Annotated in this window: 23 protein-coding genes, 1 pseudogene and 1 riboswitch; of the genes and pseudogenes, 13 read left to right on the top strand and 11 right to left on the bottom strand. The window is 63.3% G+C overall.

The genetic code is table 11. From position 1 onward, the window contains the following. On the bottom strand, positions 1 to 270 hold a 270-nt coding region (locus F3H96_RS26580), incomplete at its 3' end, for a helix-turn-helix domain-containing protein (protein WP_149804639.1). Between the two features lie 203 nt (positions 271 to 473). Between F3H96_RS26580 and rpmG the strand changes: the two genes are divergently transcribed. Further along, a complete protein-coding gene (rpmG, locus tag F3H96_RS26585) occupies positions 474 to 641 on the top strand; it encodes a 50S ribosomal protein L33 (protein WP_006201775.1) in 168 nt (55 codons plus the stop codon). A gap of 494 nt (positions 642 to 1,135) precedes the next feature. On the opposite strand, the gene F3H96_RS26595 is transcribed toward rpmG, so the two are convergent. Further along, positions 1,136 to 2,509, bottom strand: coding sequence for a PleD family two-component system response regulator (locus tag F3H96_RS26595; protein ID WP_149804640.1), 1,374 nt, complete (start codon positions 2,507 to 2,509; stop codon positions 1,136 to 1,138). A gap of 33 nt (positions 2,510 to 2,542) precedes the next feature. After that, positions 2,543 to 2,914, bottom strand: coding sequence for a response regulator (locus F3H96_RS26600; RefSeq protein WP_040995610.1), 372 nt, complete (start codon positions 2,912 to 2,914; stop codon positions 2,543 to 2,545). A 239-nt stretch (positions 2,915 to 3,153) separates the two neighbouring features. Here F3H96_RS26600 and F3H96_RS26605 point away from each other — a divergent pair, with 239 nt between their 5' ends. Together F3H96_RS26605 and F3H96_RS26610 are read left to right on the top strand one after the other, a co-directional pair. Further along, positions 3,154 to 3,453 carry a DUF3572 domain-containing protein gene (locus F3H96_RS26605; RefSeq protein ID WP_149804641.1) on the top strand — a complete coding sequence of 100 codons (300 nt, stop codon included), beginning with the start codon at positions 3,154 to 3,156 and terminating at the stop codon, positions 3,451 to 3,453. Beyond that, positions 3,450 to 4,103: a hypothetical protein gene (locus F3H96_RS26610; protein WP_149804642.1), complete on the top strand. Its 654-nt coding sequence runs from the start codon at positions 3,450 to 3,452 to the stop codon at positions 4,101 to 4,103. Before F3H96_RS26605 ends, F3H96_RS26610 begins: the two co-directional genes overlap by 4 nt. A 9-nt stretch (positions 4,104 to 4,112) precedes the next feature. Here the strand turns inward: F3H96_RS26610 and F3H96_RS26615 are convergent, their stop codons facing one another. Beyond that, complete coding sequence (locus tag F3H96_RS26615) at positions 4,113 to 5,690, bottom strand: hypothetical protein (protein WP_149804643.1); 1,578 nt, start codon at positions 5,688 to 5,690, stop codon at positions 4,113 to 4,115. A 102-nt stretch (positions 5,691 to 5,792) separates the two neighbouring features. Continuing rightward, complete coding sequence (locus tag F3H96_RS26620) at positions 5,793 to 6,368, bottom strand: GNAT family N-acetyltransferase (RefSeq protein WP_149804644.1); 576 nt, start codon at positions 6,366 to 6,368, stop codon at positions 5,793 to 5,795. Between the two features lie 65 nt (positions 6,369 to 6,433). Between F3H96_RS26620 and F3H96_RS26625 the strand changes: the two genes are divergently transcribed. Further along, a complete protein-coding gene (locus tag F3H96_RS26625) occupies positions 6,434 to 7,762 on the top strand; it encodes a DNA polymerase IV (protein ID WP_149804645.1) in 1,329 nt (442 codons plus the stop codon). 12 nt (positions 7,763 to 7,774) lie between these two features. On the opposite strand, the gene F3H96_RS26630 is transcribed toward F3H96_RS26625, so the two are convergent. Further along, entirely contained in the window at positions 7,775 to 8,281 is a 507-nt protein-coding gene (locus F3H96_RS26630; protein WP_149804646.1) for a hypothetical protein, read from the bottom strand. A gap of 281 nt (positions 8,282 to 8,562) precedes the next feature. On the opposite strand from F3H96_RS26630, the gene F3H96_RS26635 reads away from it, so the two are divergent. Next, entirely contained in the window at positions 8,563 to 9,444 is an 882-nt protein-coding gene (locus F3H96_RS26635) for a DMT family transporter (RefSeq protein ID WP_149804647.1), read from the top strand. Between the two features lie 10 nt (positions 9,445 to 9,454). Here F3H96_RS26635 and F3H96_RS26640 read toward each other — a convergent pair whose 3' ends face one another. The 3 genes from F3H96_RS26640 to F3H96_RS26650 all read right to left on the bottom strand — a co-directional run bounded on the left by F3H96_RS26640 (position 9,455) and on the right by F3H96_RS26650 (position 16,261). After that, complete coding sequence (locus tag F3H96_RS26640) at positions 9,455 to 10,465, bottom strand: methyltransferase (RefSeq protein WP_149804648.1); 1,011 nt, start codon at positions 10,463 to 10,465, stop codon at positions 9,455 to 9,457. Positions 10,466 to 10,624: 159 nt separating this feature from the next. After that, positions 10,625 to 14,149: a DNA polymerase III subunit alpha gene (gene dnaE, locus F3H96_RS26645; protein WP_149804649.1), complete on the bottom strand. Its 3,525-nt coding sequence runs from the start codon at positions 14,147 to 14,149 to the stop codon at positions 10,625 to 10,627. A gap of 99 nt (positions 14,150 to 14,248) precedes the next feature. Beyond that, positions 14,249 to 16,261, bottom strand: coding sequence for an acetyl/propionyl/methylcrotonyl-CoA carboxylase subunit alpha (locus tag F3H96_RS26650; RefSeq protein ID WP_149804650.1), 2,013 nt, complete (start codon positions 16,259 to 16,261; stop codon positions 14,249 to 14,251). Between the two features lie 253 nt (positions 16,262 to 16,514). Between F3H96_RS26650 and F3H96_RS26655 the strand changes: the two genes are divergently transcribed. The 7 genes from F3H96_RS26655 (at position 16,515) to F3H96_RS26685 (ending at position 21,706) form a co-directional block, all read left to right on the top strand. After that, positions 16,515 to 17,642, top strand: a complete 1,128-nt coding sequence (locus F3H96_RS26655) for an S-(hydroxymethyl)glutathione dehydrogenase/class III alcohol dehydrogenase (RefSeq protein WP_149804651.1) — start codon at positions 16,515 to 16,517, stop codon at positions 17,640 to 17,642. Between the two features lie 64 nt (positions 17,643 to 17,706). Beyond that, positions 17,707 to 18,276, top strand: a complete 570-nt coding sequence (gene gfa, locus F3H96_RS26660; protein ID WP_149804652.1) for an S-(hydroxymethyl)glutathione synthase — start codon at positions 17,707 to 17,709, stop codon at positions 18,274 to 18,276. Between the two features lie 64 nt (positions 18,277 to 18,340). Next, on the top strand, positions 18,341 to 18,808 hold the full coding sequence (locus tag F3H96_RS26665) for a YaiI/YqxD family protein (RefSeq protein WP_149804653.1): 468 nt from the start codon (positions 18,341 to 18,343) through the stop codon (positions 18,806 to 18,808). Between the two features lie 27 nt (positions 18,809 to 18,835). Next, positions 18,836 to 19,513: a DUF1345 domain-containing protein gene (locus tag F3H96_RS26670; protein WP_149804654.1), complete on the top strand. Its 678-nt coding sequence runs from the start codon at positions 18,836 to 18,838 to the stop codon at positions 19,511 to 19,513. Between the two features lie 99 nt (positions 19,514 to 19,612). Next, positions 19,613 to 20,485, top strand: a complete 873-nt coding sequence (locus F3H96_RS26675; protein ID WP_149804655.1) for a cytochrome b/b6 domain-containing protein — start codon at positions 19,613 to 19,615, stop codon at positions 20,483 to 20,485. 1 nt (position 20,486) lies between these two features. Continuing rightward, entirely contained in the window at positions 20,487 to 21,278 is a 792-nt protein-coding gene (locus tag F3H96_RS26680) for a molybdopterin-binding protein (protein ID WP_149804656.1), read from the top strand. Then, a complete protein-coding gene (locus tag F3H96_RS26685) occupies positions 21,278 to 21,706 on the top strand; it encodes a GNAT family N-acetyltransferase (protein WP_149804657.1) in 429 nt (142 codons plus the stop codon). Before F3H96_RS26680 ends, F3H96_RS26685 begins: the two co-directional genes overlap by 1 nt. A gap of 89 nt (positions 21,707 to 21,795) precedes the next feature. Here F3H96_RS26685 and F3H96_RS30910 read toward each other — a convergent pair. Next, a pseudogene (locus F3H96_RS30910) lies at positions 21,796 to 22,188 on the bottom strand (DUF3011 domain-containing protein); the annotation flags it as partial. Positions 22,189 to 22,228: 40 nt separating this feature from the next. Between F3H96_RS30910 and F3H96_RS26695 the strand changes: the two are divergent. Further along, the gene (locus F3H96_RS26695) at positions 22,229 to 22,624 is read left to right on the top strand and encodes a transporter substrate-binding domain-containing protein (protein WP_149804658.1); all 396 of its coding nucleotides are present in this window, start codon (positions 22,229 to 22,231) and stop codon (positions 22,622 to 22,624) included. 46 nt (positions 22,625 to 22,670) lie between these two features. Here F3H96_RS26695 and F3H96_RS26700 read toward each other — a convergent pair whose 3' ends face one another. Further along, complete coding sequence (locus tag F3H96_RS26700) at positions 22,671 to 23,675, bottom strand: hypothetical protein (protein ID WP_149804659.1); 1,005 nt, start codon at positions 23,673 to 23,675, stop codon at positions 22,671 to 22,673. Positions 23,676 to 24,007: 332 nt separating this feature from the next. Beyond that, positions 24,008 to 24,094: riboswitch (glycine riboswitch) on the top strand. Positions 24,095 to 24,199 lie beyond the last annotated feature (105 nt).

Raw genomic sequence — 24,199 nt, forward strand, 5'->3', positions numbered from 1 at the left:
CCAGCCAAGGTAGCGATGACGATAAAGCTCAAGCATCTCCTCGATCGCTTCCGCAGGCACCCGACGCGTCGAAATCTTGCCCAAACGCCGGTCGAGCAACCCTGCTTCCCCAGCCTCTTCGTAACGGTCACGGTAGCGGCGAAATTGCCGCTCCGACATGCCCAGCAACTCGCCTGCCTCCATCATCGAAAGATCGCCGCCATTCCAGCGGCTAAGTACGTCCCGAAACTTCTGCATTCTCCGGCCCTGTAGCCATGCTGTCCGTCTCATCCCCAGCCTCCATGGGCTGGCAATAAAACCGGACAACTCACGTGCTACCTAATCCGGACAACTCATCTGCTTACGACAGTTGGAGCCTCGCGGGCTTGACTTTCCGGGCGCGTTCTTTATGTGTCGCGGCAAGTTTCCCGCGTCCGGGCGTTTTCCCCGTGCTCCAGCGGCCAAAACTCCACGAACATTAACGGACGAAAATCATGGCTAAAGCCGCAAACATCAAGATCAAGCTTCTGTCGACCGCCGACACCGGGTTCTTCTACGTTACGAGCAAGAACAGCCGTACCAAGACGGACAAGCTCTCGTTCCGCAAGTACGATCCGGTCGCCAAGAAGCACGTCGAGTTCAAGGAAACCAAGATCAAGTAATCTGGTTTATCCCGAGAAATCAAAACGCCGCCCCCTGGGCGGCGTTTTTGTTTTCAGGGACCGTACGACGGAAACCCCGCGCCGCCGTTGAGCGCAAGGTCCGATGTTGGTTTTTAAAAAAAGGGGGCCGGTCGGCGTTTGGCAGCGGTACGAGGAGGCCACTATGTGCCAGCGCCGGCCGGCCGACCCCACGGACCCAGGAGATGCGGCGGACCTGAGCATCATGGGGTGTTTGGAGCGAGCCGGCTAGTCTACCCTCGTGCCGGTCTCGTCTTCTGTCCATGTGGTCGCAGATTTGCGCAAGACCTTATAAAAATCAACCATTTCTTAACCACCGCTCGCAAATCGCTTGGGTTAAGGTAAATTTGTAACCTTGTTGGGACGGCCGGGAATCAGCGCCGTTTGCAAAAGCCTGCCTCCCCTAAAGTGGGAACCGGTTTCGGGCCAGGCACGCGCAGATCAAAATCCAAAGCGCACGGAGATCGCGACGCGCTTCAGGCAGCTTTTGCCACCACCCGGTTGCGGCCGCCGCTTTTGGCTTCATAGAGCGCAAGGTCGGCTCGCTTCATCAGCGCGGCGACGCTGTCGGGCCCTTTCAGGAGCGAGGACACACCGACGCTGACCGTGACCTCGATGGCCTTGCCATCGGCGCCGATGGCAAAAGGCGCTTGCGCGATCTCGGCGCGGATGCGCTCGGCCACCTTCTCGGCGACCGCGCCCTCGGTGTCTGGCATCACCACGACAAACTCCTCGCCACCGAAGCGGCAGGCGAGATCGATGCCGCGCACATTCTTGCGCAGGCGCCTGGCGAACTCGCGCAGCACGTCGTCGCCGCCGTCATGGCCATGGGCGTCGTTGATCGACTTGAAGCGATCGAGATCGGTGATCATCACCGACAGCGGCCGCCGCCGCGCCACGGCGCGATCGAACAGCGTCTGCAGATGGCTGTCGAGGTAGCGCCGGTTGTGCAGCGCGGTCAGGCCGTCGATCACCGCCATCTCGATGGTCAGGGCGACGCTGGCGCGCAATTGGTCGTTGTAGCGCTTGCGCCGCACCTGCGTGCGCAGGCGCGCCGTCAGCTCGTGCTGGTCGATCGGCCGGATCAGGTAATCATTGATGCCGAGCTCCAGGCCGCGCAGGATGCGGCCTTCCTCGCCCTCGTCGGCGAGCAGCATGATCGGCAGGAAGCGGGTGCGGTCGAGCGAACGCAGCTGCGAGCAGAGTCTGAGCGCATCGAAGTCGGAGAAGGCGGTCGAGATCAGCACGCATTCGTACGCGGTCTCGGCCGCCTGGAAGAACCCGGCATTCGGATCGGTCGCGACATCGAGCTCTGCGCTGTTGCGCAGCATCTTCTGGATGCGCTCGACGGAAGATTTGCGCTCGTCGACGAGCAGCACCCTTGGCCTGGTGTCTTCGCTCGCGAAATCGCGGCTCAGAAGTTCTTCGATGCCGATGTTGCGCGTGGTCGAGGCGCGCAGCCGCAACTCATCGGTCAGCGACTTCAGCCTGACAAGGCTCTTCACACGCGTCATCAGCTGCAGGTCGTTGACCGGCTTGGTCAGGAAATCGTCCGCGCCGGCCTCGAGACCGCGCACCCGGTCCGAGACCTGGTCGAGCGCGGTGATCATGACGACGGGGATATGCGAGGTCGCCGGATCGCTCTTCAGGCGCTTGCAGACCTCGAACCCGTCCATTTCCGGCATCATCACGTCGAGCAGCACGACGTCGACCTTGCCGTTCTCACAGGTCTCGATCGCATCCGGGCCGTTGTTGGCCGTCAGCACCTCGAAATACTCGGCAAGCAACCGAACCTCCAGCAGCCGCACATTGGCGGGGATGTCGTCGACGACGAGGATCCGCGCGGTCATCTCACAAGGCTCCGGTTCTGCTGGTCTCAGGCATCAGGCATCGCCCAGATAGGATTTGATCGTCTCGATGAAGCGGGGCACCGAGATCGGCTTGGAAATATAGGCCTCGCAGCCACCCTGGCGGATGCGCTCCTCATCGCCTTTCATGGCGAAGGCGGTGACGGCGATGACTGGAATCGAATGCAGTTCGTCGTCCTCCTTCAGCCATTTGGTCACTTCCAGGCCTGACACTTCGGGCAACTGGATGTCCATCAGGATGAGGTCCGGCCGGTGCTGGCGCGCGAGATCCAGCGCCTCCAGCCCATTGCGGGTGCGAACCGTGTCGTAACCGCTGGCTTCGATGAGGTCCCGAAAGAGCTTCATATTGAGCTCATTGTCCTCGACGATCATGACCTTCTTAGCCATCTATTTCCCGTTCCGACCGCCCTCGAAGCCGAAGGCCGTCGCAATGCGTCCCCGCGGACCGCACCCAACCCTTTTCCACTCTAGCCCAATATGATTGACGAAACGGAAACCGGAGGTTGGAAAGCTGCATCAATTCCACCTTCGGACGTGGTACGGGAGAGAGCGGAGGCTTGCCGCAAGCGACGCTTGCCGTTACTGCGGAGAGAGACTCAAAAAAATCCACTGTTCCAAAGGTAATGATGGCGAACGCAGCGTCAATGCGCGAGGAAGCGGAAACCATTGCCGTCAGGGCGCTGGGCTTCGTCGCCGCCGACCCCGAACTCCTGCCCCGCTTCCTGGCGATCACCGGCATCGACGCGCAGTCGATCCGTAAGGCCGCCGCGGAGCCCGGCTTCCTTGCCGGCGTTCTGCAATTCATCCTCGCCCACGAGCCGACGCTTCTGCGCTTCGCCGAGGAGACCGGCACCCCGCCGGCCGCCATCGGCAAGGCGCTGCGCGCGCTGCCGCTCGGCAATGACGATCACGAGCGCTCGACGTGAGCGACGATCCCGAGACCGCGCGGCAGATCGAAGAGCTTGCCGCCGACGACCGGCCCCTGCTGGTGCTCGACGTCGACGATGTCGTGCTCGAATTCGTCCGGCCCTTCCCGCATTTCCTGAAAACACGCGGCTTCGGGCTGACGCTGGCCTCCTTTCGCCTCACCGGCAACATCGCCGAGACGGCGACCGGCCGGCTGATCGAACAGCCGGAAGTGACGGCGCTTCTCGGCGAGTTCTTCGACACCCAGGCCGATTGGCAAAGCATTACCGACGGTGCCGCGGACGCGCTGGCGATGCTCAGCCAAGGCGCCGAGATCGTCATGCTGACCGCCATGCCGCACAAGCATCGGGCCGTACGCCGCGCACATCTCGATGCGCTGGGGCTCAATTACCCGCTGTTGACGACGGAGATGGCCAAGGGTCCGGCGATCGCGAAATTGCGCGGCGCAAACGGCCGACCGGTCGCCTTCGTCGACGACCAGCCCTCCAACCTTGTCTCGGCGCGCAATTCCGTTACGGACGCGCACCTCTTCCATCTGATGGCCGACAACTCTCTGCGCGCCTTCCTGCCGCCGACGCCCGAGGACATCATCTCGGTCGAGGACTGGCGCGAGGCGGCGCCGAAGATCGCTGGCGCCCTCGGGCTTTAGCGCAAGCGCTCAGGGCTGCAGCTTCGCGCCCGCCCCGCCATTGTCCCCACCGTCCGAATCGTCGCCGCCGGTGGAATTGTCGGTTCCGTTCGCGCCGTCATCACCGCTCGAACCATCCTGGCCCGCGCCGTCGTTCTGGACTTCATCCGGTCCCTTCAGCATGGCGCCGTTGACCGTGACGGACCCATCGGCCTTGGTGTTGATCATCCACTCCAGCCGGCCGTCCGGCAGCGTCTTGCCAAAGCCTTTGACGGCCAATGCAAATGGGAAGGCCTGCGCCATCTGCACATCGCTCTTGGCTCCTTCCTTCAGGGCATCGACGATCTTGTCATAGCCGGCGACGTCGATAGTGACGGTCGCATCGGGTTTTTCGCCGGGAAACGTCATCTCGCCTTCCATCGCGACTTCGATGCCGGCGTTCTTCACCGTGCTGTGCCCGATCACGACCTTTGGATTCTTGGCCGTGAAATCAGCGACCAAAGCCTTGCCGAACTCGTCCGACAGCGGCGGATTCTTATTGAGATCAAAGGCTTCGATCGCTTTTTTCGCCATAGTGTTGAGATCGATATTGGCGCCGCCAAAGTTCAGGTCAATGTCCGTCGGCAACAGCGGGACCGTCCATTCGGGCAGGGTCTGATGCGGGATGGTCAGGCCGCTAGCCTTGATCGCGTAATCGACTTTGCCGTTCTGGGAGACACCGTCCATGCCGAACGCGGTGCTGAATTGCGCGGCTCCGAACTTGCCGACAGGGCTCTCCACTTCGAAATCCTTGAAGCCGTAATTGCCGTCGATCCTTTCCCAAATCGGCAGTGCGGCGAGCATGAGCGATTTGAGTTCAGCCTGGTTCGCCTTGAGTTTGGCTTCGTCCTCATTGGCCACGGCAAAGGCGAGCAGATCGAGCAACGGCTTCGTCCGCACGCCTTTGCCCTTCGCGTCAACGGAAAGTTCCGGCGTTTTCAAGGTCAGCGGAAAATTCATGCCGCTGTCGGCGTCCTCGATCTTGATCGTTTCGACGAAGCTCGACACCTTTTGCGTGGCGGTGAAGTCGACGCCGCCATTGGCGGACTTGGTCGCCGTGAGCGTAGCGGTGCCGGCGCCCGTCGAGACATCGGCCTGTTGCTTGGCTTCCCGGGACGCCATCGTCATCCCGCCCAACGAACTGGTCGCGCTGGTGAAGGCCGCGAGAGCCGGATCGTAGACGCCAGTTGCCTTGCCGTCCTTGATCGTGAACTCCATGCTCTGATGGCCTTCCGGCCCATCGAACTCGAAGGATGCGCCCTGCGAAAAATTCGACGAGACATCCCATGATTGGTCGCTGCGCGGCTTCACCATCAATGCGTATGGCGCCATGTCGAATTTCAGAAGCTTTTGCTCCGGCAGCGCACTGACGAGCGCTTTGACGTCCAGCGCGATCTTGTAGGCGTCGCCCTCGACCGAAACCTTGAGCACGCCCTTGTCGAAAGCCTGTTTGCCGAAATAGCGCGCCAGATTGTCGGAAAGCTGCTTGGCGCCTTGATTGTCTACGGTCTGGGCAAAAGCGGGCGCGCTGAGCGCAAGGGCAACAACAAGTGGCAAAATACGCTTCACGTTGGTTCTCCGTGGTCTCGGAAGACGAGATGATTTGCGCTTCTGGTAGGTATGAAGCGTTACAGCCGCAAGACGATCACCCTATGCTAAAACACCGCCCGGCTAAAGCACCAGCCGCATCAGTGGCCGGCCGGGCTTGCGCTCCACGAGTCGCTCGAAGCCAGCCTTCTCAAAAACCCTCGATGAGCCGACGAAAAGCCCGATCGAACGCGAATCGCGCGACAGGTCGATCGGGCACGCCTCCAGCAACCTGGCGCCGTTCTCGCGGGCGAAGGCGATGCCGCCCTCGACGAGACGATGCGAGATGCCCCGGCCCCGCGCCTTGACGCGGATGAAGAAGCACGAAATCGCCCAGACATGCGGGTCGCCGGCATCGGCGGGATCGATCGGCGCCGAGCCCCTGCCCTGGTTGTTCCACTCCGGCACGTCGGCGCGCGGACCGACCTGCATCCAGCCGACGGCCTTGCCGTCCTCGAACGCCAAAAGCCCCAGCGGCGGGCCTGCCTCGATTCGCGCTTTGATGAGATCCTTGTTGCGCTCCTTGTCGCTGGCGCGTCGTTCCGTCGGCGCCAGCCGGAAATGCGTGCACCAGCAGCCGTAGCAAGCGCCTTGCTTGCCAAACAGATCCTCGAAGTCGGGCCAGCGCTCAGGGGTCAGCGGTGCTATGGTCGTGCTCATGCGTTCTCCCCAGGCCAAGCTTGTTGCCAGCCCTGCGCTGTCGTACCATTGCATTTGTTCTCTTTATGTTCGCAGCGATGGCGGCTCCTGTCAACAATCCCGAACACGGTTTTTGCCGTGACTGCCTGGCATTCCAGCGCAGCGAGGCGCGTCGCTGCGATCGCTGCGGCAGCCCACGCCTTGTCCGCCATGCCGAGCTCTATCGGCTCAGGATCGCCCATATCGATTGCGACGCCTTCTACGCCGCGATCGAAAAGCGCGACAATCCGGCGCTGAAGGACAGGCCGGTCATCGTCGGCGGCGGCCGGCGAGGCGTCGTTTCCACTGCCTGCTATATCGCCCGCATCCAGGGCGTTCGCTCGGCCATGCCGATGTTCAAGGCGCTCGAACTGTGCCCGGAGGCGGCGGTGATCCCGCCCAACATGGAAAAATGTGTCGGTGTCGGGCGCGAAGTCCGCGCGTTGATGCAGGCGCTGACGCCGCAGGTCGAGCCGCTGTCGATCGACGAAGCCTTTCTCGACCTCGCCGGCACCGAGCGGCTGCACGGCATGCCGCCGGCGCTGGTGCTGGCCCGCTTCGCGCAGACGGTGGAAAAGGAACTCGGCATCACCGTTTCGGCCGGCCTCTCCTACTGCAAGTTCCTCGCCAAGATCGCTTCGGATTTCCGCAAGCCGCGCGGTTTTTCGGTGATCGGCGAGGCCGAGGCGCCAAGTTTCCTCGCCGCCCAGCCGGTGACGCTGATCTGGGGCGTCGGCAAGGCGCTGGCCGCGACGCTGGAGCGCGATGGCATCCGCATGATCGCCCAGTTGCAGCGGATGGAACGCGGCGAGCTGATGCGCCGCTATGGCGTCATGGGCGACCGGCTCTATCGGCTTTCGCGTGGCGAGGACGACCGCCCGGTCGATCCCGGCGGGGATGCCAAAAGCGTCTCGGCCGAAACCACCTTCGACACCGACATCGCCGCCCTGGCGGAACTGGTGCCCGTGCTGCGCGGCCTGTCGGAAAAAGTCTCGGCGCGGTTGAAGAAATCCGGCATCGCCGGACGCACCGTGGTGCTGAAGTTGAAGACTCAGGATTTCAGGACCCGCACCCGCAACCGACAGCTTGGCAATCCAACCCAGCTGGCCGACCGCATTTTCCAGACCGGTCTCGACCTGTTGCGCCGCGAGGCCGACGGCACCAGGTTTCGCCTGCTCGGCATCGGCGTCAGCGACCTCTCGGACGATGAAAAGGCCGATCCGCCCGATCTGGTCGACGTCCAGTCGCGCAAGCGCGCGCTGGCCGAAGGCGCGATGGACACGTTGCGCGACAAGTTTGGCCGGAATGCCGTCGAGACCGGCTACACATTCGGCAAAGGCCGAAGCGCCAACCCGCCCGAGCCGCTCGAGGATTGAGGATCGGACCAGTCAGGATCGCGTCAGATCGATGCGGCTCGTCACCACCATCTTGCCGGTCGCCGGATCCATATCGGTCACTGTCATGCGCATGTTGTCCGGCCCGATCTTTTCAACGGTCAGCTCCGCGTCGCGGTCGCCATTGACGATTTTCGCCCAATGGATGTCGAGGTTGATGGCGTCGCCCTTGCGGCTTCCGCTGAGGCCGGCAGGTCCGCTGCGTGAGCCGATATAGGTGCCAGTGTAGTTCGCGCCGCTGACCGTCAGGTCTGCGCGGATTTCCCGCCTCATGACCAACAGGGCACGGCAGGTGCCGTCAAGCGACAGCGAGTTCGCCGTCGCACCCGAGGTGAAGGTACAGTTGACGTTCATCGCCAGCGTGTTCGTCCTGATCCTGACCGTTCCCTTGCCGGAGAACTTTCCTTGCAGCGAGCTCAGGAAAGCCGCCTCATCGGCATGCGCGCCCGTCGAGCAAATAAGGCAAGCAGCGGCCAGCAAAGCGGCGGTCGATCTCGTCAAGACATCCCCTCTCGCGATTATCGGAGCGATTCCAGGAAGTGAACACGGTTTTCCGTCCGGAATTGCGTCAAGACAAAGAGAAAGAGCGATTCGCCGTTTCCGTGAAACGGTGAACTGATCTAGGCGCGCCCTCCGACGGAAGGCCGAAGCGTGTCAACGGGTGCCCGGCGCAAGGTTCCGCCGCGCGATGACGGTTTTTTGACACCCGTATTCGCTTGCCCAGTGGAATGACGCCATTAACGGTTGCGACCCAAGCACGGGCTTGCGACATAGAGCCCCAAATGGCACCTGCTCCCTCGATCCCAAAAGCCGCACTCTGGATGGCGTTGTCAATCGCCTCGTTCCTGGGGATGTCGATTGCCGGCCGGGAGACGACCGCCGAGCTCAACGTCTTCCAGGTGCTGGAGTTGCGCTCGGTGATCGGCTTCTTCATCCTGTTGCCGCTGGTGATGATGAATGGCGGTTTCTCGGCAATGCGCACGCAGCGTCCGCTCGCCCATCTCGCCCGCAACGTCATCCACTATACCGGCCAGGCCGCCTGGCTCTACGCGCTGACACTTATCCCACTGGCCGTGCTGATCTCGATCGAATTCACGACGCCGATCTGGACCGCGATCCTGGCGGTCAGCTTTCTCGGCGAAAGACTGTCGCGATCGAAGCTGACGGCGATCGTGCTTGGCCTGATCGGCGTGGTCGTCATCGTGCGCCCCAATACGGGGTCGATGGATCCCGGTCACCTCGTCGTTCTGGGCGCCGCGGTCTGCTTCGGCATCTCGATGGTGCTGGTGAAGTCGATGACCAAGACCGAGAGCGTGGTGCGCATCATCTTCTGGATGCTGATCATCCAGTCGGCGCTGGGCCTGATCCCGGCGCTCTATCACTGGCACAACCCCTCGCCCGGGCTCTGGCCGTGGATCTTCCTGATCGCCTTCACCGGCATGTCGTCGCATTTCTGCCTGGCGCGCGCGCTCGCCTATGCCGATGCCACGATCATCTCGCCGATGGATTTCCTGCGCGTGCCGCTGTCGGCGCTTGTCGGCTGGCTTCTCTACCACGAGCAGATCGACGTCTTCACCGCCGGCGGCGCGGCCCTGATCCTCGCCGGCAACCTGCTCAACTTGCAGCGCAAGACGCCGCGGGCTGCAGAGGTCACCGCGTCATAGCGCGGCCTTGCTACACAGGCCTTGCCTCGATGACGCTGATGCGCGGCCCGGCCTCGACGATGCCAATCACCTCGAAATTCGCCTGCGCCATGACAGCCCTGAACTCTTCTTCCGTTCGCTCCTGCCCGTCAGGCGCAACCAGCATATTGAGGTCGGCGAATTTCGCATCGGCGCCCTGGTTCGGCGGCGCCAGCACGGCCTCGAACACCAGAAGCCTGCCGCCTGCGCGGATTGCCCGCCGGCAATTCCTCAAGATTGCCAGGCAATTCTCATCGTCCCAGTCGTGCAGGATCCATTTTAGAAGAATGGCGTCGGCGCCTTCCGGGAGCCCAGCGAAGAAATCGCCGCCGACGGCATCGCAACGGTCGGCGACACCGGCCGCCTCCAGCACCGCAGCCGCGCCTGCCACGACGTGCGGCTGATCGAAAAGAATGCCACGGGCGCCAGGATAGGCGGCGAGAATCTGGGCCAGCAGCGAGCCGCTGCCGCCACCGACATCCATGATCGTCTGGAACGGCGAAAAGTCGCAGCTCACCAGCAACGCCGCCGCCACATTCCTCGAATTCGCTGCCATCGCGCGATCGAAGATCAGGGACTCCTCTGGATTTTCGGCCCTGTATTCCCACACGCCTTTCCCATGCGCATGGCGGAACGCGTTGCTGCCGGTCTGGATGCTGTAGAGCAGTTCGCTCCACGCCTGCCGGTAATAGGGCCGCCCGGCAAAGGCCGCCCAGGGCGCGGCCGAATGCTCCGCATCGAAACGCAAGCCGCCACCAAGCGAAGTCAGCGAAAAATGCCCATCCTCTTCCTCGTGGAATATACCGACGGCAGCCAGCGCGCGCAGGAGACGATAGAGCGCGCGCGGATGCGTGTCGGTCAGGCGGGCGAGGTCGGCGGCCGAGCGCTTACCATCCTTGATGTGGTCGGCGATACGAAGCGTCGCCGCGACTGAGATCGCCTGCGAGACGCGATACTCATTGACCATCCGGATCAGTTCGACAGCGGCAGTTCGCGAATCCATGGCATTCCCCCTTCGCCGGCGCGGGCGCGCCGCGCGAAGATGTTCAGCCGCGACGCTGCTTAGAGCAATTCCAGGAAAAGTCTGAGCTGTTTTCCGCTTGGAATTGCGTCAAAACAAAAAGATAGAGCGGTTCGCCATTTCCGTGAGCGGTGAAACACTCTAGACAAGCTCCACTTCCACCACACCCGGCACCGCGCGCATTGCCGACGCCACTTGCGGCGAGATGCGGTAGCGGTTGGGCAATTCGATCTCGACCTCGCCCTGTCCTGCTTCCTTGATGAGCACGAAGCTTACCTGCCCTTCGCCCTTCACGGCAAGCTGGCCGGCAAGCGTGTTGATCGGCGCGGCATCGCGCACGAAAATGCGCAGCGCCTTCTGGATGCGGCTGGCCTCGTCCTCAAGCGACTGCACAGTCTGGATGCGCAGATTGATGCCTTCCGGCCGGTCTTCGGCCGAAACGGTGATCACCACCGATCGTCCAGGCTCCAGCATGTCGCGGTACTGCGCCAGCCCTTCCGAGAACAGCACCGCCTCGTACTGGCCCGTCGTGTCGGAAAACTGCACAACGCCCATCTTGTTGCCGGTGCGGGTCTTGCGCTCCTGCTTGGTGGTGACGGTGCCGGCAAGCCGGCCGGCGGCGGCACCCCGCTTCACCGCGGCTGAGAATTCCGCCCAGTTTTGCACTCGCATCTTCTGCAGCGCCGCCTTGTATTCGTCGAGCGGATGCGCCGAGAGGTAGAAGCCGACCACCTGGAATTCGCGGTGCAGCCTGTCCGCCGCAAGCCACGGATCAGTCGCCGGCAGGTTGAGCGCCTGCGACTGGCTCCCAAGCGAAGCGCCGAAAATATCGGCCTGGCCGGAGATTGCGTTCTGCTGCGCCAGCGAGGCCAGCCCCATCATCCGCTCGACGCCGGCCATCATCTGGGCGCGGTCATGCCCGAAGCAGTCCAACGCACCCGCCATGATCAGGCTTTCGAAGACGCGCTTGCCGACGATCTTCGGATCGACCCTTTCGCAGAAATCGGCAAGGTTTTTGAACGGCTTCTCGCCGCGTTTCTCGACGATGTGCTCGACCGCCGCGTCGCCGACGCCCTTGAGCGCCGCCAGCGAATAGAAGATCTTGTTTTCGCCGACCTCGAAGGGACGGAAGCTCGACATCACCGACGGCGCCACCACCTCGATGCCGAGGCGCATCGCGTCCTGGCGGAAATCGGCGAGTTTGTCGGTATTGCTCATGTCGAGCGTCATCGACGCCGCCAGGAACTCGACCGGGTAGTGCGCCTTCAGATAGGCGGTCTGGTAGGAAACGACCGCGTAGGCCGCCGCGTGCGACTTGTTGAAGCCGTAGTCGGCGAACTTGGCCAGAAGGTCGAAGATGAAATCGGCCTGCGGCTTGCTGACGCCGCGCTCGACCGCGCCGGAAACGAAGCGCTCGCGCTGCTTGTCCATCTCGGCGCGGATTTTCTTGCCCATGGCGCGCCGCAACAGGTCGGCTTCGCCGAGCGAATAGCCGGAAAGCTCCTGCGCGATCTGCATCACCTGTTCCTGGTAGACGATGACGCCTTGGGTCTCTTTCACCAGGTGGTCGATCTTGGGATGGATCGAGGCCATCTCCTCTTCGCCGTGTTTTCTGGCGTTGTAGGTCGGGATGTTCTCCATCGGGCCGGGCCGGTAGAGCGCCACCAGCGCGATGATGTCCTCGATGCAGTCGGGCCGCATGCCGATCAGCGCCTTGCGCATGCCGGCGCTTTCAACCTGGAACACGCCGACCACCTCGCCGCGCGACAGCATGGCGTAAGTGTCCGGATCGTCGAGCGGGATCGTTGCCAGGTCGATGTCGACGCCGCGCCGGCGGATCAGCTTCACCGCCGTTTCCAGCACCGTCAGCGTCTTCAGGCCGAGGAAGTCGAACTTTACCAGCCCCGCCTGCTCGACATATTTCATGTTGAACTGGGTGACCGGCATGTCGGAGCGCGGATCGCGGTACATCGGCACCAGCTCGGATAGCGGCCGGTCGCCGATGACGATGCCGGCGGCATGCGTCGAGGCATGGCGGTAGAGGCCTTCGAGCTTCTGCGCCGTGTCGAGCAGCGTCTGCACGATCGGCTCCTTCTCCGCCTCCTCGGCGAAGCGCGGCTCGTTGGCGATGGCGTCGGCCAGCTTGACCGGATTGGCCGGGTTCTGCGGCACCATCTTGGAGAGCTTGTCGACCTGGCCGTAAGGCATCTGCAGCACGCGGCCGACGTCGCGCAGCACCGCTCGTGCCTGCAGCGTACCGAAGGTGATGATCTGCCCGACCTGATCGCGCCCGTATTTCTGCTGGACGTAGCGGATGACCTCCTCGCGACGGTCCTGGCAGAAGTCGATGTCGAAGTCCGGCATCGAGACGCGGTCGGGGTTGAGGAAGCGCTCGAACAGCAGCGAGAAACGCAGCGGGTCGATGTCGGTGATGGTGGTGGAATAGGCGACCAGAGAGCCGGCGCCCGAACCGCGCCCCGGCCCGACCGGAATGCCTTGCGCCTTCGCCCATTTGATGAAGTCGGCGACGATCAGGAAGTAGCCCGGGAACTTCATCTTCTCGATGATGCCGAGCTCGAATTCGAGCCGTTCGCGATATTGCTCGACCGTGTAGCCTGGCGTCGGCCCGTGCGCGGCAAGCCGCGCCTCCAATCCCTCTCGCGCCTGCCGCGCAAGCTCGGCGGCCTCGGCCTTCTCGGCCGCATCCTTGTCGGCCGCGTCGGCGCCGGTGAAGCGCGGCAGGATCGGGCTGCGGTTCTTGGGGTAGTAGGAGCAGCGCATCGCGATCTCGACCGTGTTGTCGATCGCTTCCGGCAGGTCTGAGAAGAGCCTTGCCATTTCGGCCTGGCCGCGCAGGAAATTGTCAGGCGACAGCCGCCGGCGATTGTCGGCCGCCACGACCGAGCCTTCGGCGATCGCAATCAGCGCGTCATGCGCTTCGTAGTCGTCGCGCTTGGAGAAGAAAGCCTCGTTGGTGGCGACGAGCGGCAGTTGGTGCGTATAGGCCAGGTCGACCGTCGATTTTTCGACCATGCGGTCATAGCCGGCAACGCGTTCCAATTCGACGTAGAGTCGATCGCCGAACAGGCCTTTGAGGAACAGCAGCCGCTGTTCGGCCAGGTCGCGGCGATCGGCCTTCAGCGCGGCGCCGATCGGACCGCGCGGGCCACCAGTCAGACAGATCAGCCCGTTGCTTTGTCCCTCCAGCGTGGCGCTGGTCAGATGCACCGGCTCGCCGGACGGCGTCTCCAGATAGACCTTGCTGATCAGCCGCACGAGGTTGCTGTAGCCGTCCTCGCTGGCGGCGATAAGCACGATCGGCGACATCTCCGGCCCATGGCGGCGGCGGTCGCGCTGGCCATCGCTCGCCTCACCGGAAAAGGTGAGATCGACCTGACAGCCGATGATCGGCTGGATGCCGTCCTTGACGGCCTTCTGGGCGAATTCGAGCGCGCCGAACAGGTTGTTGGTGTCGGTCACCGCGATCGCCGGGGCCTCGTCCTTGACCGCGTGGCCGACGATCGCGCCAAGCTGCAGCGCGCCCTCCAGCAGCGAATAGGCCGAGTGCACGCGCAGATGTATGAAGGCGCGCGCCGGCGCTTCGGGCCGGCTAGCCCTCACCGCAGCTTCGCGCTGCAACGGGTCGCGTGGGAGTTCATCCGCCATGGGGCTCTTGTCGCTCGAAAGGACTCAACATCGGTGCAGATGTATTGTCCGCAAGAGCGTCATGCGAGTCCAGCGACGACCTGTGCACAGCTAAGCCCGTCAGGCGAATTCCATGATCACCGCATCGACCGCCAGGCTGTCGCCCGGCTTTGCGTTGAGCTTGGCGATCGTGAGGTCGCGTTCGGCGCGCAGCACGTTTTCCATCTTCATCGCCTCGACCACGGCCAGCGTCTCGCCGGCCTTGACCTCCTGCCCTTCCGCGACGGCGATCGAGACGACGAGGCCAGGCATCGGGCAGAGCAGCATTTTCGAGGTGTCCGGCGGCAGCTTTTCCGGCATCAGCCGTTCGAGCTCGGCCGTGCGCGGCAGCATCGCACGCGCGGTCACGGACATGCCTTTCCAGGCGATGCGCAAACCGTTCAGCATCGGGCGGATCTGCGCCGCAATCGTGTTGGCGCCAACCGTGCCCTGCCAGATCGCGTCGCCCGGCCGCCAGTCGGAGACAACCGTCAGCGGCCTGCCGCCATCGATCGACAGATCGACCTCCATCGGGATCGAAACCATGCCGTCAACGATCCCGACCGAAAGATAATCCGTGCCGATCTTCACCACCCAGTCCTGCTTGAGATGGCCGGAATGCGGCGCCAGCCTGCCGCTGAGGCGGTCGAGCCGGTCGCGGCGCAGCAACTCGGTCGCCGTTGCGACCGCGGCAAACACCGCCCTCTCCTCGCCGTCCGGCTCGACGGGCGCGAAGCCGTCCGGATATTCCTCGGCGATAAAGCCGGTCGACAGCCGCCCCTCGCGCCAGCGCGGATGCTGCATCAGCGCCGCCAGGAACGGAATGTTGTGCTCGATGCCGTCGACGACGAAGCTGTCGAGCGCCTTCGACATCGCATCGATCGCCTGGAGCCTTGTCGGCGCCCAGGTGCAGAGCTTCGCCACCATCGGATCGTAGAACATCGAGATTTCGGACCCTTCGGTTACGCCGGTATCGTTGCGGATCACGATGTCGCCGAATGCCCCCTCCGCCGGCGGCCGGTAGCGCGTCAGCCGGCCGATCGAAGGCAGGAAATTGCGGTAGGGGTCCTCCGCATAGAGGCGGCTCTCGACAGCCCAGCCATTCAGCTTCACGTCGCTCTGCCTGATGCCGAGCTTTTCGCCCGCCGCGACACGGATCATCTGCTCGACCAGATCGATGCCGGTGACGAGCTCGGTCACCGGATGCTCGACCTGCAATCTTGTATTCATTTCAAGGAAATAGAAGTTCTTGTCCTTGTCGACGATGAACTCGACGGTGCCGGCGCTCTGGTAGTCGACGGCCTTCGCCAGCGCCACCGCCTGTTCGCCCATCGCCTTTCTGGTCTTGGCGTCGAGGAATGGCGACGGCGCCTCCTCGACCACTTTCTGGTTGCGGCGCTGGATCGAGCATTCGCGTTCGCCGAGATAAAGTGCTGAGCCATGTGCGTCGGCCAGCACCTGGATCTCGATGTGGCGCGGATCGACGACGAATTTCTCGATGAAGACGCGGTCGTCGCCGAACGAGCTTTTCGCTTCCGAACGCGCCCGCTGAAAACCGTCGCGCACCTCCGATTTGCTCCAGGCGATGCGCATCCCCTTGCCGCCGCCGCCGGCCGAAGCCTTGATCATCACCGGATAGCCGATCTCGCCGGCGATCTTTTCAGCATGGTCGGCGTCCTCGATGACGCCCAGCCAGCCAGGCACGGTCGAGACCTTGGCCGCGCTGGCGAACTTCTTCGATTCGATCTTGTCGCCCATCGCTTTGATGGCCTTGGGCTTCGGACCGATAAAGACGATGCCTTCCTTTTCCAGCGCCTCGCAGAAGGAGGCGCGCTCGGACAGGAAGCCGTAGCCGGGATGCACGGCCTCGGCGCCGGTCTCCTTGCAGGCAGCGATGATCTTGTCGGCGACCAGGTAGCTCTGCGCGGCCGGCGAAGGCCCGATATGCACTGCTTCGTCAGCCATTTCGACATGCATCGCATCGCGATCGGCATCGGAATAGACCGCGACGGTGGCAATCCCCATCTTGCGCGCCGTCTTGATCACGCGGCAGGCGATCTCGCCGCGATTGGCGATCAGGATCTTTTTGAACATTCGGATGTCGTTCCTCCGGCGAAGCGGTCCAGTTCTATGGATAATTCCAGCGCGCCTCAAGTGTCGGCAGGCTGGCTCGCGCGGCCGGTGACGATTGCTGGAACCGCGCCGAAAAACGTCGCAAGAGACGTTGGCCGCCAGTGTGGAACTCGCTAAGGTTACCCCATAATGCCGAACGGATGGCAGGCTGGCACTCGCTGCGGGCAGCTTGCCGTCAGCTAAAACTTACACATCGCTTGGGAGGAAGTGCCTCATGAAAACGCGTGCCGCCGTTGCTGTTGCCGCCGGAAAGCCGCTCGAGATCATGGAAGTCGACCTCGAGGGGCCGCGCGAGGGCGAGGTGCTGGTCGAGGTCAAGGCCACCGGCATCTGCCACACCGACGAGTTCACGCTGTCGGGCGCCGATCCGGAAGGTCTGTTCCCGGCGATCCTCGGCCATGAGGGCGCCGGCATCGTCGTCGATGTCGGCAAGGGCGTCACCTCGGTCAGGAAGGGCGACCATGTCATCCCGCTCTACACGCCTGAGTGCCGGCAGTGCCCGTCGTGTCTGTCGCGCAAGACCAACCTCTGCACCGCCATCCGCGCCACGCAGGGGCAAGGCCTGATGCCGGACGGCACCTCGCGCTTCTCGGTCGGCGGCGAGAAGCTGTTCCACTATATGGGCTGCTCGACCTTCTCCAACTTCACCGTGCTGCCGGAGATCGCGGTGGCCAAGGTCAATCCCGACGCCCCCTTCGACAAGATCTGCTACATCGGCTGCGGCGTGACCACCGGCATCGGCGCGGTCATCAACACGGCCAAGGTCGAGCAGGGTGCGACCGCCGTGGTCTTCGGCCTCGGTGGCATTGGCCTCAACGTCATCCAGGGCCTTCGCCTTGCCGGCGCCGACATGATCATCGGCGTCGATTTGAACAACGACAAGAAGACATGGGGCGAGAAATTCGGCATGACGCATTTCGTCAATCCGAAGGAGATCGACGGCGACATCGTGCCCTACCTGGTCAACATGACCAAGCGCGGCGCCGACCAGATCGGCGGCGCCGACTACACTTTCGACTGCACCGGCAACACCAAGGTGATGCGTCAGGCGCTGGAAGCTTCGCATCGCGGCTGGGGCAAGTCTGTTATCATCGGTGTCGCCGGCGCCGGCCAGGAGATTTCGACCAGGCCGTTCCAGCTGGTCACCGGCCGCACCTGGATGGGCACCGCCTTCGGCGGCGCGCGCGGCCGCACCGACGTGCCGAGGATCGTCGACTGGTACATGGACAAAAAGATCCAGATCGACCCGATGATCACCCATACGCTGAAGCTGGAAGACATCAACAAGGGCTTCGACCTCATGCATGAGGGCAAGTCGATCAGGAGTGTGGTGGTTTATTGAGGAAGGCCACACGTCGCCGGCCAACCGGCCAGCGACCGCTGTGGCGAAACATGGGAGGAATGGAATGGCGGAAAAACTGCATCCGAAGATCGACAATGGCTTGCCGAAGGAGAGCGCGAGCTTTTCCGGCGGGACACTGGTCTGCCTTTGCGCCAGCAAGCCGGTGAAGGTAAAGGTCAAGGGCCAGATCGCCCATAACCACGCCTGCGGCTGCACCAAATGCTGGAAGCCTGACGGCGCGATTTTCTCGGTCGTGGCCGTCGCCGGCACAGGCGACGTCACCGTCACCGAAAATGGCGACAAGCTGAAGGTGGTCGATCCCTCGGCCCTCATCCAGCGCCACGCCTGCACCGGCTGCGGCGTCCATATGTATGGCCCGGTCGAGCGCGATCATCCGTTCAAGGGCCTGTCCTTTATTCATCCCGAGCGCTTCGAGGAGGACGGCTGGTCGCCGCCGGGCTTCACTGCCTTCGTCTCCTCGATCATCGAATCCGGTGTCGACCCGAAGCGCATGGACGGCATCCGCGCGCAGCTGAAGTCGATCGGCCTCGAACCCTATGACTGCCTCAACCCCGGCCTGATGGACTATATCGCCACCTGGACCGCCAAGAGGTCCGGCGCGCTACCGGCCTGACAATTGCGAAGTTTCATGAAAAGGGCCGGTCAGCGCCGGCCCTTTTGCACATTTGGAGCCCAAATTGCCTGCACCCGTCGTCTACGTCGACGCCGACGCCTGCCCGGTCAAGGCCGAGGTCGAGAAGGTCGCCGAGCGCCATGGCGTCGTCGTCACCTATGTCTCCAATGGCGGCCTGCGCCCGTCGCGCGATCCGATGATCCGCAACGTCGTCGTCTCCAAGGGCGCGGATGCCGCAGACGACTGGATCGTCGAGAACGCCAGGCCCAACGACGTCGTGGTGACCGCCGATATCCCGCTGGCCGCGCGCACGGTGGCGCTCGGCGCGCACGTGCTCGGCCCCACCGGCCGCCCGTTCACGCCGGAGACCATCGGCATGGCGATGGCGATGCGCGACCTCAAGCAGCATCTGCGCGAGACCGGCGAAAGCCGGGGCCTCAACGCCAGCTTCACGCCGAAGGACAGGTCGCAGTTTCTCGGCGAGCTCGACCGCATCTTGCGGCGTGCCTTGAAATCCGTCACACCGGACTGATCCGAACGCCTTTCAGGAGGCCGGCCCATGGGTGACGACACATCCGCCAGGACGCCGACGCATCGGCACATGCAGTTCGCTCTGGCCGCTGCCATTGGCATCGTCGCATTGCTTGTCGCCCTGCTTCTGCGGGCACCACTCCCCTACTCCATCGGCGCCAACGTTTTTTTCGTTGTCTATATCGCCTTGGTGTTGGCCCTGATGCCGAGGCTTACCGGCCGCTACCTCAGTAAGAATGCGCGCGCCACCGACCTGCCGGTGCTGCTGATTTTTGGCGTGACCCTCTTCGTCGTGGTTATCGCTATCGGCTCGCTGTTCCAACTCATCAACCAGATGGATGCCGCGCGTCCGCTGGAGATTGTGTTCGCAATGCTGTCGATCCCGCTCGGCTGGTTCACCATCCACGCCATGGCGGCGCTCCACTATGCGCATGTCTACTGGATGGACGGCGTCGAGATCGACGAGAACACAAAAAAGAAAATGCCGGTGGGCGGCCTTGACTTTCCCGGCGGTAAAAGGCCGGAAGGCTGGGATTTCCTCTATTTCGCGACAGTCATCGGCATGACCGCGCAGACGGCTGATACCGGGATCACCACCTCGCAAATGCGCCTGGTCGTCCTCGTCCACTCGATCCTGACCTTTTTCTTCAACACGGTGATCGTCGCCGCGGCGGTCAATCTCGCGGTCAGCCTGGGCGCTCCGTAATAAATCCGTGATCGCATGAAACATTGCCTTGTGCGGCGACGTATTGAGAGGGAGACAATGACCTGAGAAAGCCGCTTCCACGAGGCGGCCGGAGGCAAGATGGACACAGCTGCCAGCAACCAATCCACCGCCGAGGCGGACGGAAAGGACACGACCCTCATCTATCGGCAGTCGCGCTGGACTCGGCTGACCCATTGGCTGTGGGCCTTCTCGCTGTTCTTCATGCTGCTTTCCGGCCTGCAGATCTTCAACGCGCGGCCGCAGCTCTACATCGGCAAACAGTCCGGCTTCGGGTTCAACAACACCATCCTTCAGATCGGGGCCGAAAACACCGACAACGGCCCGCGCGGCTTCACCGAAATCTTGGGTCATCGCTTCGACACCACCGGCGTGCTCGGCTGGTCGGGTCCGCCGGGACAAGAGACGCCGCGCGCCTTTCCGGCCTGGGCAACGATCCCCTCCTATTACGACCTCGGCACCGCCCGCGTCGTGCATTTCTTCTTCGCCTGGGTGCTCAGCGCAACGCTGCTCGTCTGGCTGATCTCAAGCCTCGTCAACGGCCATATCCGCCGCGACCTGGCGCCTCGGCTGGAGGACCTGCGCAAGCTGCCGAAAGACATCGTCGATCATGCAAAGCTGAAATTCCATCACACGCGCGAATACAACACGCTGCAAAAGATGGCCTATGGCGGCGTGCTCTTCGTGCTTCTGCCGCTGATGATCCTCACCGGCCTCGCGATGTCGCCGAGCATGGATTCGGTGCTGCCCTGGCTCAACGAAATCCTCGGCGGCAGGCAGACGGCGCGCACCATCCACTTCACCGTCATGGTGCTGCTCGTCCTTTTCTTCGTCATTCACATCCTGATGATCCTCGCTGCCGGCCCGATCAACGAGCTGCGCTCGATCATCACCGGCTGGTACCGCACCGACCCGCCCGCGAAGCACGACCAGCCGACCGAGAGGAGCGCCTGACATGCCAAACTTCCAGATCAGCCGCCGGAAGTTCCTCACCTCCGCCAGCCTCGGCCTGTCCGGCATAGCGCTGTCAGGCTGCGACACCTTCGACAGCGGCCTTGGCATCGGTGGCGGCCTGCGCAGCTTCCTCGAAAACGCCAACGGCCTGACATACCGCGCGCAACGCCTGCTTGCCGGCCGCGACGCGCTGGCGCCGGAATTCACCGAGGCCGACATCCGCCAGCCGCAGCGGCCGAATGGCGTCACCGCGCCCGACGACGACACCTACAAGGGCTTGCTCGCCGACAATTTCGCCGACTGGCGCCTGGAAGTTACCGGCCTTGTCGAGAAGCCGCTGGCGCTGACCCGCGAGCAGCTCCAGAACATGCCGAGCCGCACGCAGATCACCCGCCATGACTGCGTCGAAGGCTGGAGCTGCATCGCCAAATGGACCGGCACGCCGCTGTCGCTGGTGCTCGACCAGGCGGTGGTGAAGCCGCAGGCCCGCTATGTCATGTTCCACTGCCTCGACACGATCGAGCAAAGCCTGTCCGGCGGCATCAAATATTACGGCACCATCGACCTGATCGATGCCCGCCACCCTCAGACCATCCTGGCCTATGGCTTGAACGGCAAGCCGCTGCCGGTGGAGAACGGTGCTCCGCTGCGGGTGCGGGTCGAGCGCCAGCTCGGCTACAAGATGCCGAAATACGTCCACAGAATAGAGCTGGTCGACAGCTTCGCCAATGTCGGCGGCGGCCGCGGCGGCTATTGGGAGGACAACGGCTACGACTGGTATGGTGGGATTTGATGGCCCCTCGCCTGCGGGCCGAACATGACCTCCTCCCAGTCGAGCTTAGCGCCATCGAGGAGCAGCTTAACAGCGACAACCGGCGGCTGACGGGACGCAATGACGACCACAGCCTCGTCTATGTGCTGCGAGACGAGGCGGGGCGCGCGATCGGCATCGCCGCGGGTTATTCCTGGGCCGGCATCGCCGAGCTCGAGCTGATGTGGGTTGACGAGGCCTGTCGAGGCCGTGGCCACGGCAGGAAGCTGCTGGATGCCTTTGTCGCCGAGGCTGCCATGCGCGGCGCGCGCCGAATATGGGTTTCGACCCACGATTTCCAGGCGCCCGACCTTTATGAGAAGGCTGGGTTCGAGCGAACGGCCGAACTCGCGGGATGGCCCGAAGGCCATTCCAACATCATTTTTTGCAAGGCGATTGAACCCCAGTAGGTGACGGCCGAATGGCGCTTGCCGTCCCGGACCTTAATTGTCGCTGTCGCCCGGATAATAGTCGTCGCCACCGCTGCGCAGCGAAGGGTTCAAATCCGGATTGTCGTCAGGGGTGACCAGCTTGCCCAGGCCGTGCGGTCCCTGATAGTTGCCGTGGGGTCGAAATTGGGGTTGCCCTGATTGTCGAACTGCGGCGTCGGGTCGATCCACTGATCGTCGTGGCGCGGCTTCGGCCTGGGATAATAATTGTCCGAATGGTGACCGTGCCTGTCGTTATTGCCGAGGATGGCGCCGACAATTCCGCCGACAATGATCGCGGCCGCCGCGTCGCCCGGGGACGGCCTGCGGCCGGAACCAGCGACCAGGAATTCCGCCGAGCAGCCCCTGTCCATCCAGATGCCGCCGCCGTCATAGCCCCAGCTTGTACCGAACTGGCAACGCGACTTCGACAGCCGGTTTGTCAATTGCACGCCGCCGCGCGTGTCGACACCGCAATAGGAGTAGACGGCGCCCGGCTACAAGATGGCCGTGCTGTCCAATTCCACCGACGAAGCGGCCGCCAAGGAGGCCTTCCCGAAAGCGAACATCCTTTCCTTCGACAACACCGCCGACGTCTTTGCCGCGCTCATCGGCGGCAATGCACAGGCCATGGTGGCCATGTCGCCGACGCCGCAGATGGCGGCCAGGCTCTATGACGCGAAATTCAAGCTGGTGGACGGACCGTTGCTACGCATGCCGGAACCCTTCGCCCTGCGCCCGGACGACACCCGCCTCGTCCAATACGTCAACAACTGGATCGGTGCGCGCACCGCCGACGGCACCATCGCGGGTGTACGCCGTTACTGGTTCGGCGGCTTCAAATGGATGTCGCGCTTCGACACCGGCGCCAAGCCGGAACAGGCCAAGCCGAAACAATAGGCCTGCCGAATAGGCTGCCATGGCTTGCGTGCAGACGAAGTGGCCCTTACGCCACTTTGTCGAGCAGCGGCTTCAGCGCTGGATGGATTTCCGGCGAAGCGTGCTTGATCAGCGTCAACAGCGCGCGTTCGTTGTCGCGCAACGGCCGCCGGCCATCGCCGACGCGCTCGGCCAGCCATTTGGCTTCGTCCGCGTCGATGGTCTCGGCGCGGCGGGCAAGCGCCTCGGTGGCCCTGTTCCGGGCTTCCCATTCGGCCTCGATGTCGCCAGGCGAATGATAGGCTTCGAGGATCGCGGCGAACCCGCCCGAGACCATACGGCCGAAGAAACCGCCGAGCGTCGGCGCGGCCTCATCGAGGAAGTTTTCATGGCGCAGCGCCGCCTCGCGCGTCGGCGGCTCGTAGCCGGCCGAGCACATGACATAGTTGGCGATCGCCTTGACGTAGAGGTCGTTCCAGGACGGGTCGTTGTCGGCGGCCGCGGTGCGGTCGTTGATCATGAACAGGATTTCGGCTTCCGCCTTGGTGACGGCGATGTTGCCGTCGCCGCCATAGGCATAGAGGATACGGCGCAGGAGATCGACCTCGGCCTTGGCGATATGGCCTGGAACCAGGTTGCCGCCGTGCATCAGCGGACCCTTGCCGTCGATCACCGCATGCGCGACCTGCTCCAGCGCATAAGCCGAAAGCTGGCCGGGCGAGGATTTCGCTTCCTCCAGCACCTGCACCAGCAATTCAAGCTCGGTACGGCTGTCGACCATGCCGTCACGCGAAACGGTGCGCACCAGCCAGTCGCCATTCTCCTCGGAGATATAGCCTTCCGGCTTTTCCTGGTGGACGATGTAGTCGCTCACCGCCTCGACGAAGAACGGCGCCCATTCGCCGCATTTGTCGCGCGCCGTCTGGTCGAGCGCGAACAGCGCCTCCGCCTCGCCGCGGCTCACCACGCCGTCCGCGAAAACCTCGCGCCGCAGCATCGTCACGTCCTCGGCCGTGATCCGGTTCGTCGAGGCCAGCTCCGCCACCGGAGCGCTCATGATCAATTCGCCCATCTGCCGTCCCTGCCTGTCGCCTTTTGCCGGCGTTATCCCGTCAGGTCTATCAGCGTTGTCTTGAGAAACCGGCAAATGATGTGGTTAGCGAAGCCTTGCAGCACGAGCGCCTCAAGGTGCGTCGAGATTCAGGTCAGGCCGAGTCGAAAATGGCGGGTTCCGAGAACCGGAGCGGAGCGTACTTAAAGTACGTGAGCACCGGAAGCGCAGGAAGCCGGCATTTGCAGACCGGCCTCACCTGAATATCGGCGCAGCTTTGATGTCGCTGGGAGGTGACAAGGTGTCGCCGACGGGCTATGGATGGCGCGTCGAGGATTCAGGCAACTGAGTCCTACCTGTTTGCGGGAGAGAGCAGCGAAAGCTGTCGCCGAAGGGGAAATCGCCCGAAATCTCTCAGGCAAAAGAACCGTGGACGGGAAAGACAACTCTGGAAAGTCGGGAATCTTCCCGCGCCGAAGGTGTAAGCGCTGCCGACAGAGTTACGGGGCGCGAGTCTCTCAGGCTTCAGACAGAGGGGCACGACT

Origin of the sequence: Mesorhizobium sp. NFR06, assembly GCF_900115245.1 — a bacterium.
In the GTDB taxonomy this organism is placed as follows: Bacteria; Pseudomonadota; Alphaproteobacteria; order Rhizobiales; family Rhizobiaceae; genus Mesorhizobium.

What these genes read in the sequence shown, in the direction of transcription:
- F3H96_RS26680 (WP_149804656.1), top strand. Translation starts at nt 20,487, where the DNA reads ATGCCAAACTTCCAGATCAGCCGCCGGAAGTTCCTCACCTCCGCCAGC.
- dnaE (WP_149804649.1), bottom strand. Translation starts at nt 14,149, where the DNA reads ATGGCGGATGAACTCCCACGCGACCCGTTGCAGCGCGAAGCTGCGGTG.
- F3H96_RS26675 (WP_149804655.1), top strand. Translation starts at nt 19,613, where the DNA reads ATGGACACAGCTGCCAGCAACCAATCCACCGCCGAGGCGGACGGAAAG.
- F3H96_RS26605 (WP_149804641.1), top strand. Translation starts at nt 3,154, where the DNA reads ATGGCGAACGCAGCGTCAATGCGCGAGGAAGCGGAAACCATTGCCGTC.
- F3H96_RS26620 (WP_149804644.1), bottom strand. Translation starts at nt 6,368, where the DNA reads ATGAGCACGACCATAGCACCGCTGACCCCTGAGCGCTGGCCCGACTTC.
- F3H96_RS26655 (WP_149804651.1), top strand. Translation starts at nt 16,515, where the DNA reads ATGAAAACGCGTGCCGCCGTTGCTGTTGCCGCCGGAAAGCCGCTCGAG.
- F3H96_RS26595 (WP_149804640.1), bottom strand. Translation starts at nt 2,509, where the DNA reads ATGACCGCGCGGATCCTCGTCGTCGACGACATCCCCGCCAATGTGCGG.
- F3H96_RS26635 (WP_149804647.1), top strand. Translation starts at nt 8,563, where the DNA reads ATGGCACCTGCTCCCTCGATCCCAAAAGCCGCACTCTGGATGGCGTTG.
- F3H96_RS26685 (WP_149804657.1), top strand. Translation starts at nt 21,278, where the DNA reads ATGGCCCCTCGCCTGCGGGCCGAACATGACCTCCTCCCAGTCGAGCTT.
- F3H96_RS26695 (WP_149804658.1), top strand. Translation starts at nt 22,229, where the DNA reads ATGGCCGTGCTGTCCAATTCCACCGACGAAGCGGCCGCCAAGGAGGCC.
- F3H96_RS26700 (WP_149804659.1), bottom strand. Translation starts at nt 23,675, where the DNA reads ATGGGCGAATTGATCATGAGCGCTCCGGTGGCGGAGCTGGCCTCGACG.
- F3H96_RS26640 (WP_149804648.1), bottom strand. Translation starts at nt 10,465, where the DNA reads ATGGATTCGCGAACTGCCGCTGTCGAACTGATCCGGATGGTCAATGAG.
- F3H96_RS26650 (WP_149804650.1), bottom strand. Translation starts at nt 16,261, where the DNA reads ATGTTCAAAAAGATCCTGATCGCCAATCGCGGCGAGATCGCCTGCCGC.
- gfa (WP_149804652.1), top strand. Translation starts at nt 17,707, where the DNA reads ATGGCGGAAAAACTGCATCCGAAGATCGACAATGGCTTGCCGAAGGAG.
- F3H96_RS26670 (WP_149804654.1), top strand. Translation starts at nt 18,836, where the DNA reads ATGGGTGACGACACATCCGCCAGGACGCCGACGCATCGGCACATGCAG.
- F3H96_RS26600 (WP_040995610.1), bottom strand. Translation starts at nt 2,914, where the DNA reads ATGGCTAAGAAGGTCATGATCGTCGAGGACAATGAGCTCAATATGAAG.
- F3H96_RS26625 (WP_149804645.1), top strand. Translation starts at nt 6,434, where the DNA reads ATGTTCGCAGCGATGGCGGCTCCTGTCAACAATCCCGAACACGGTTTT.
- rpmG (WP_006201775.1), top strand. Translation starts at nt 474, where the DNA reads ATGGCTAAAGCCGCAAACATCAAGATCAAGCTTCTGTCGACCGCCGAC.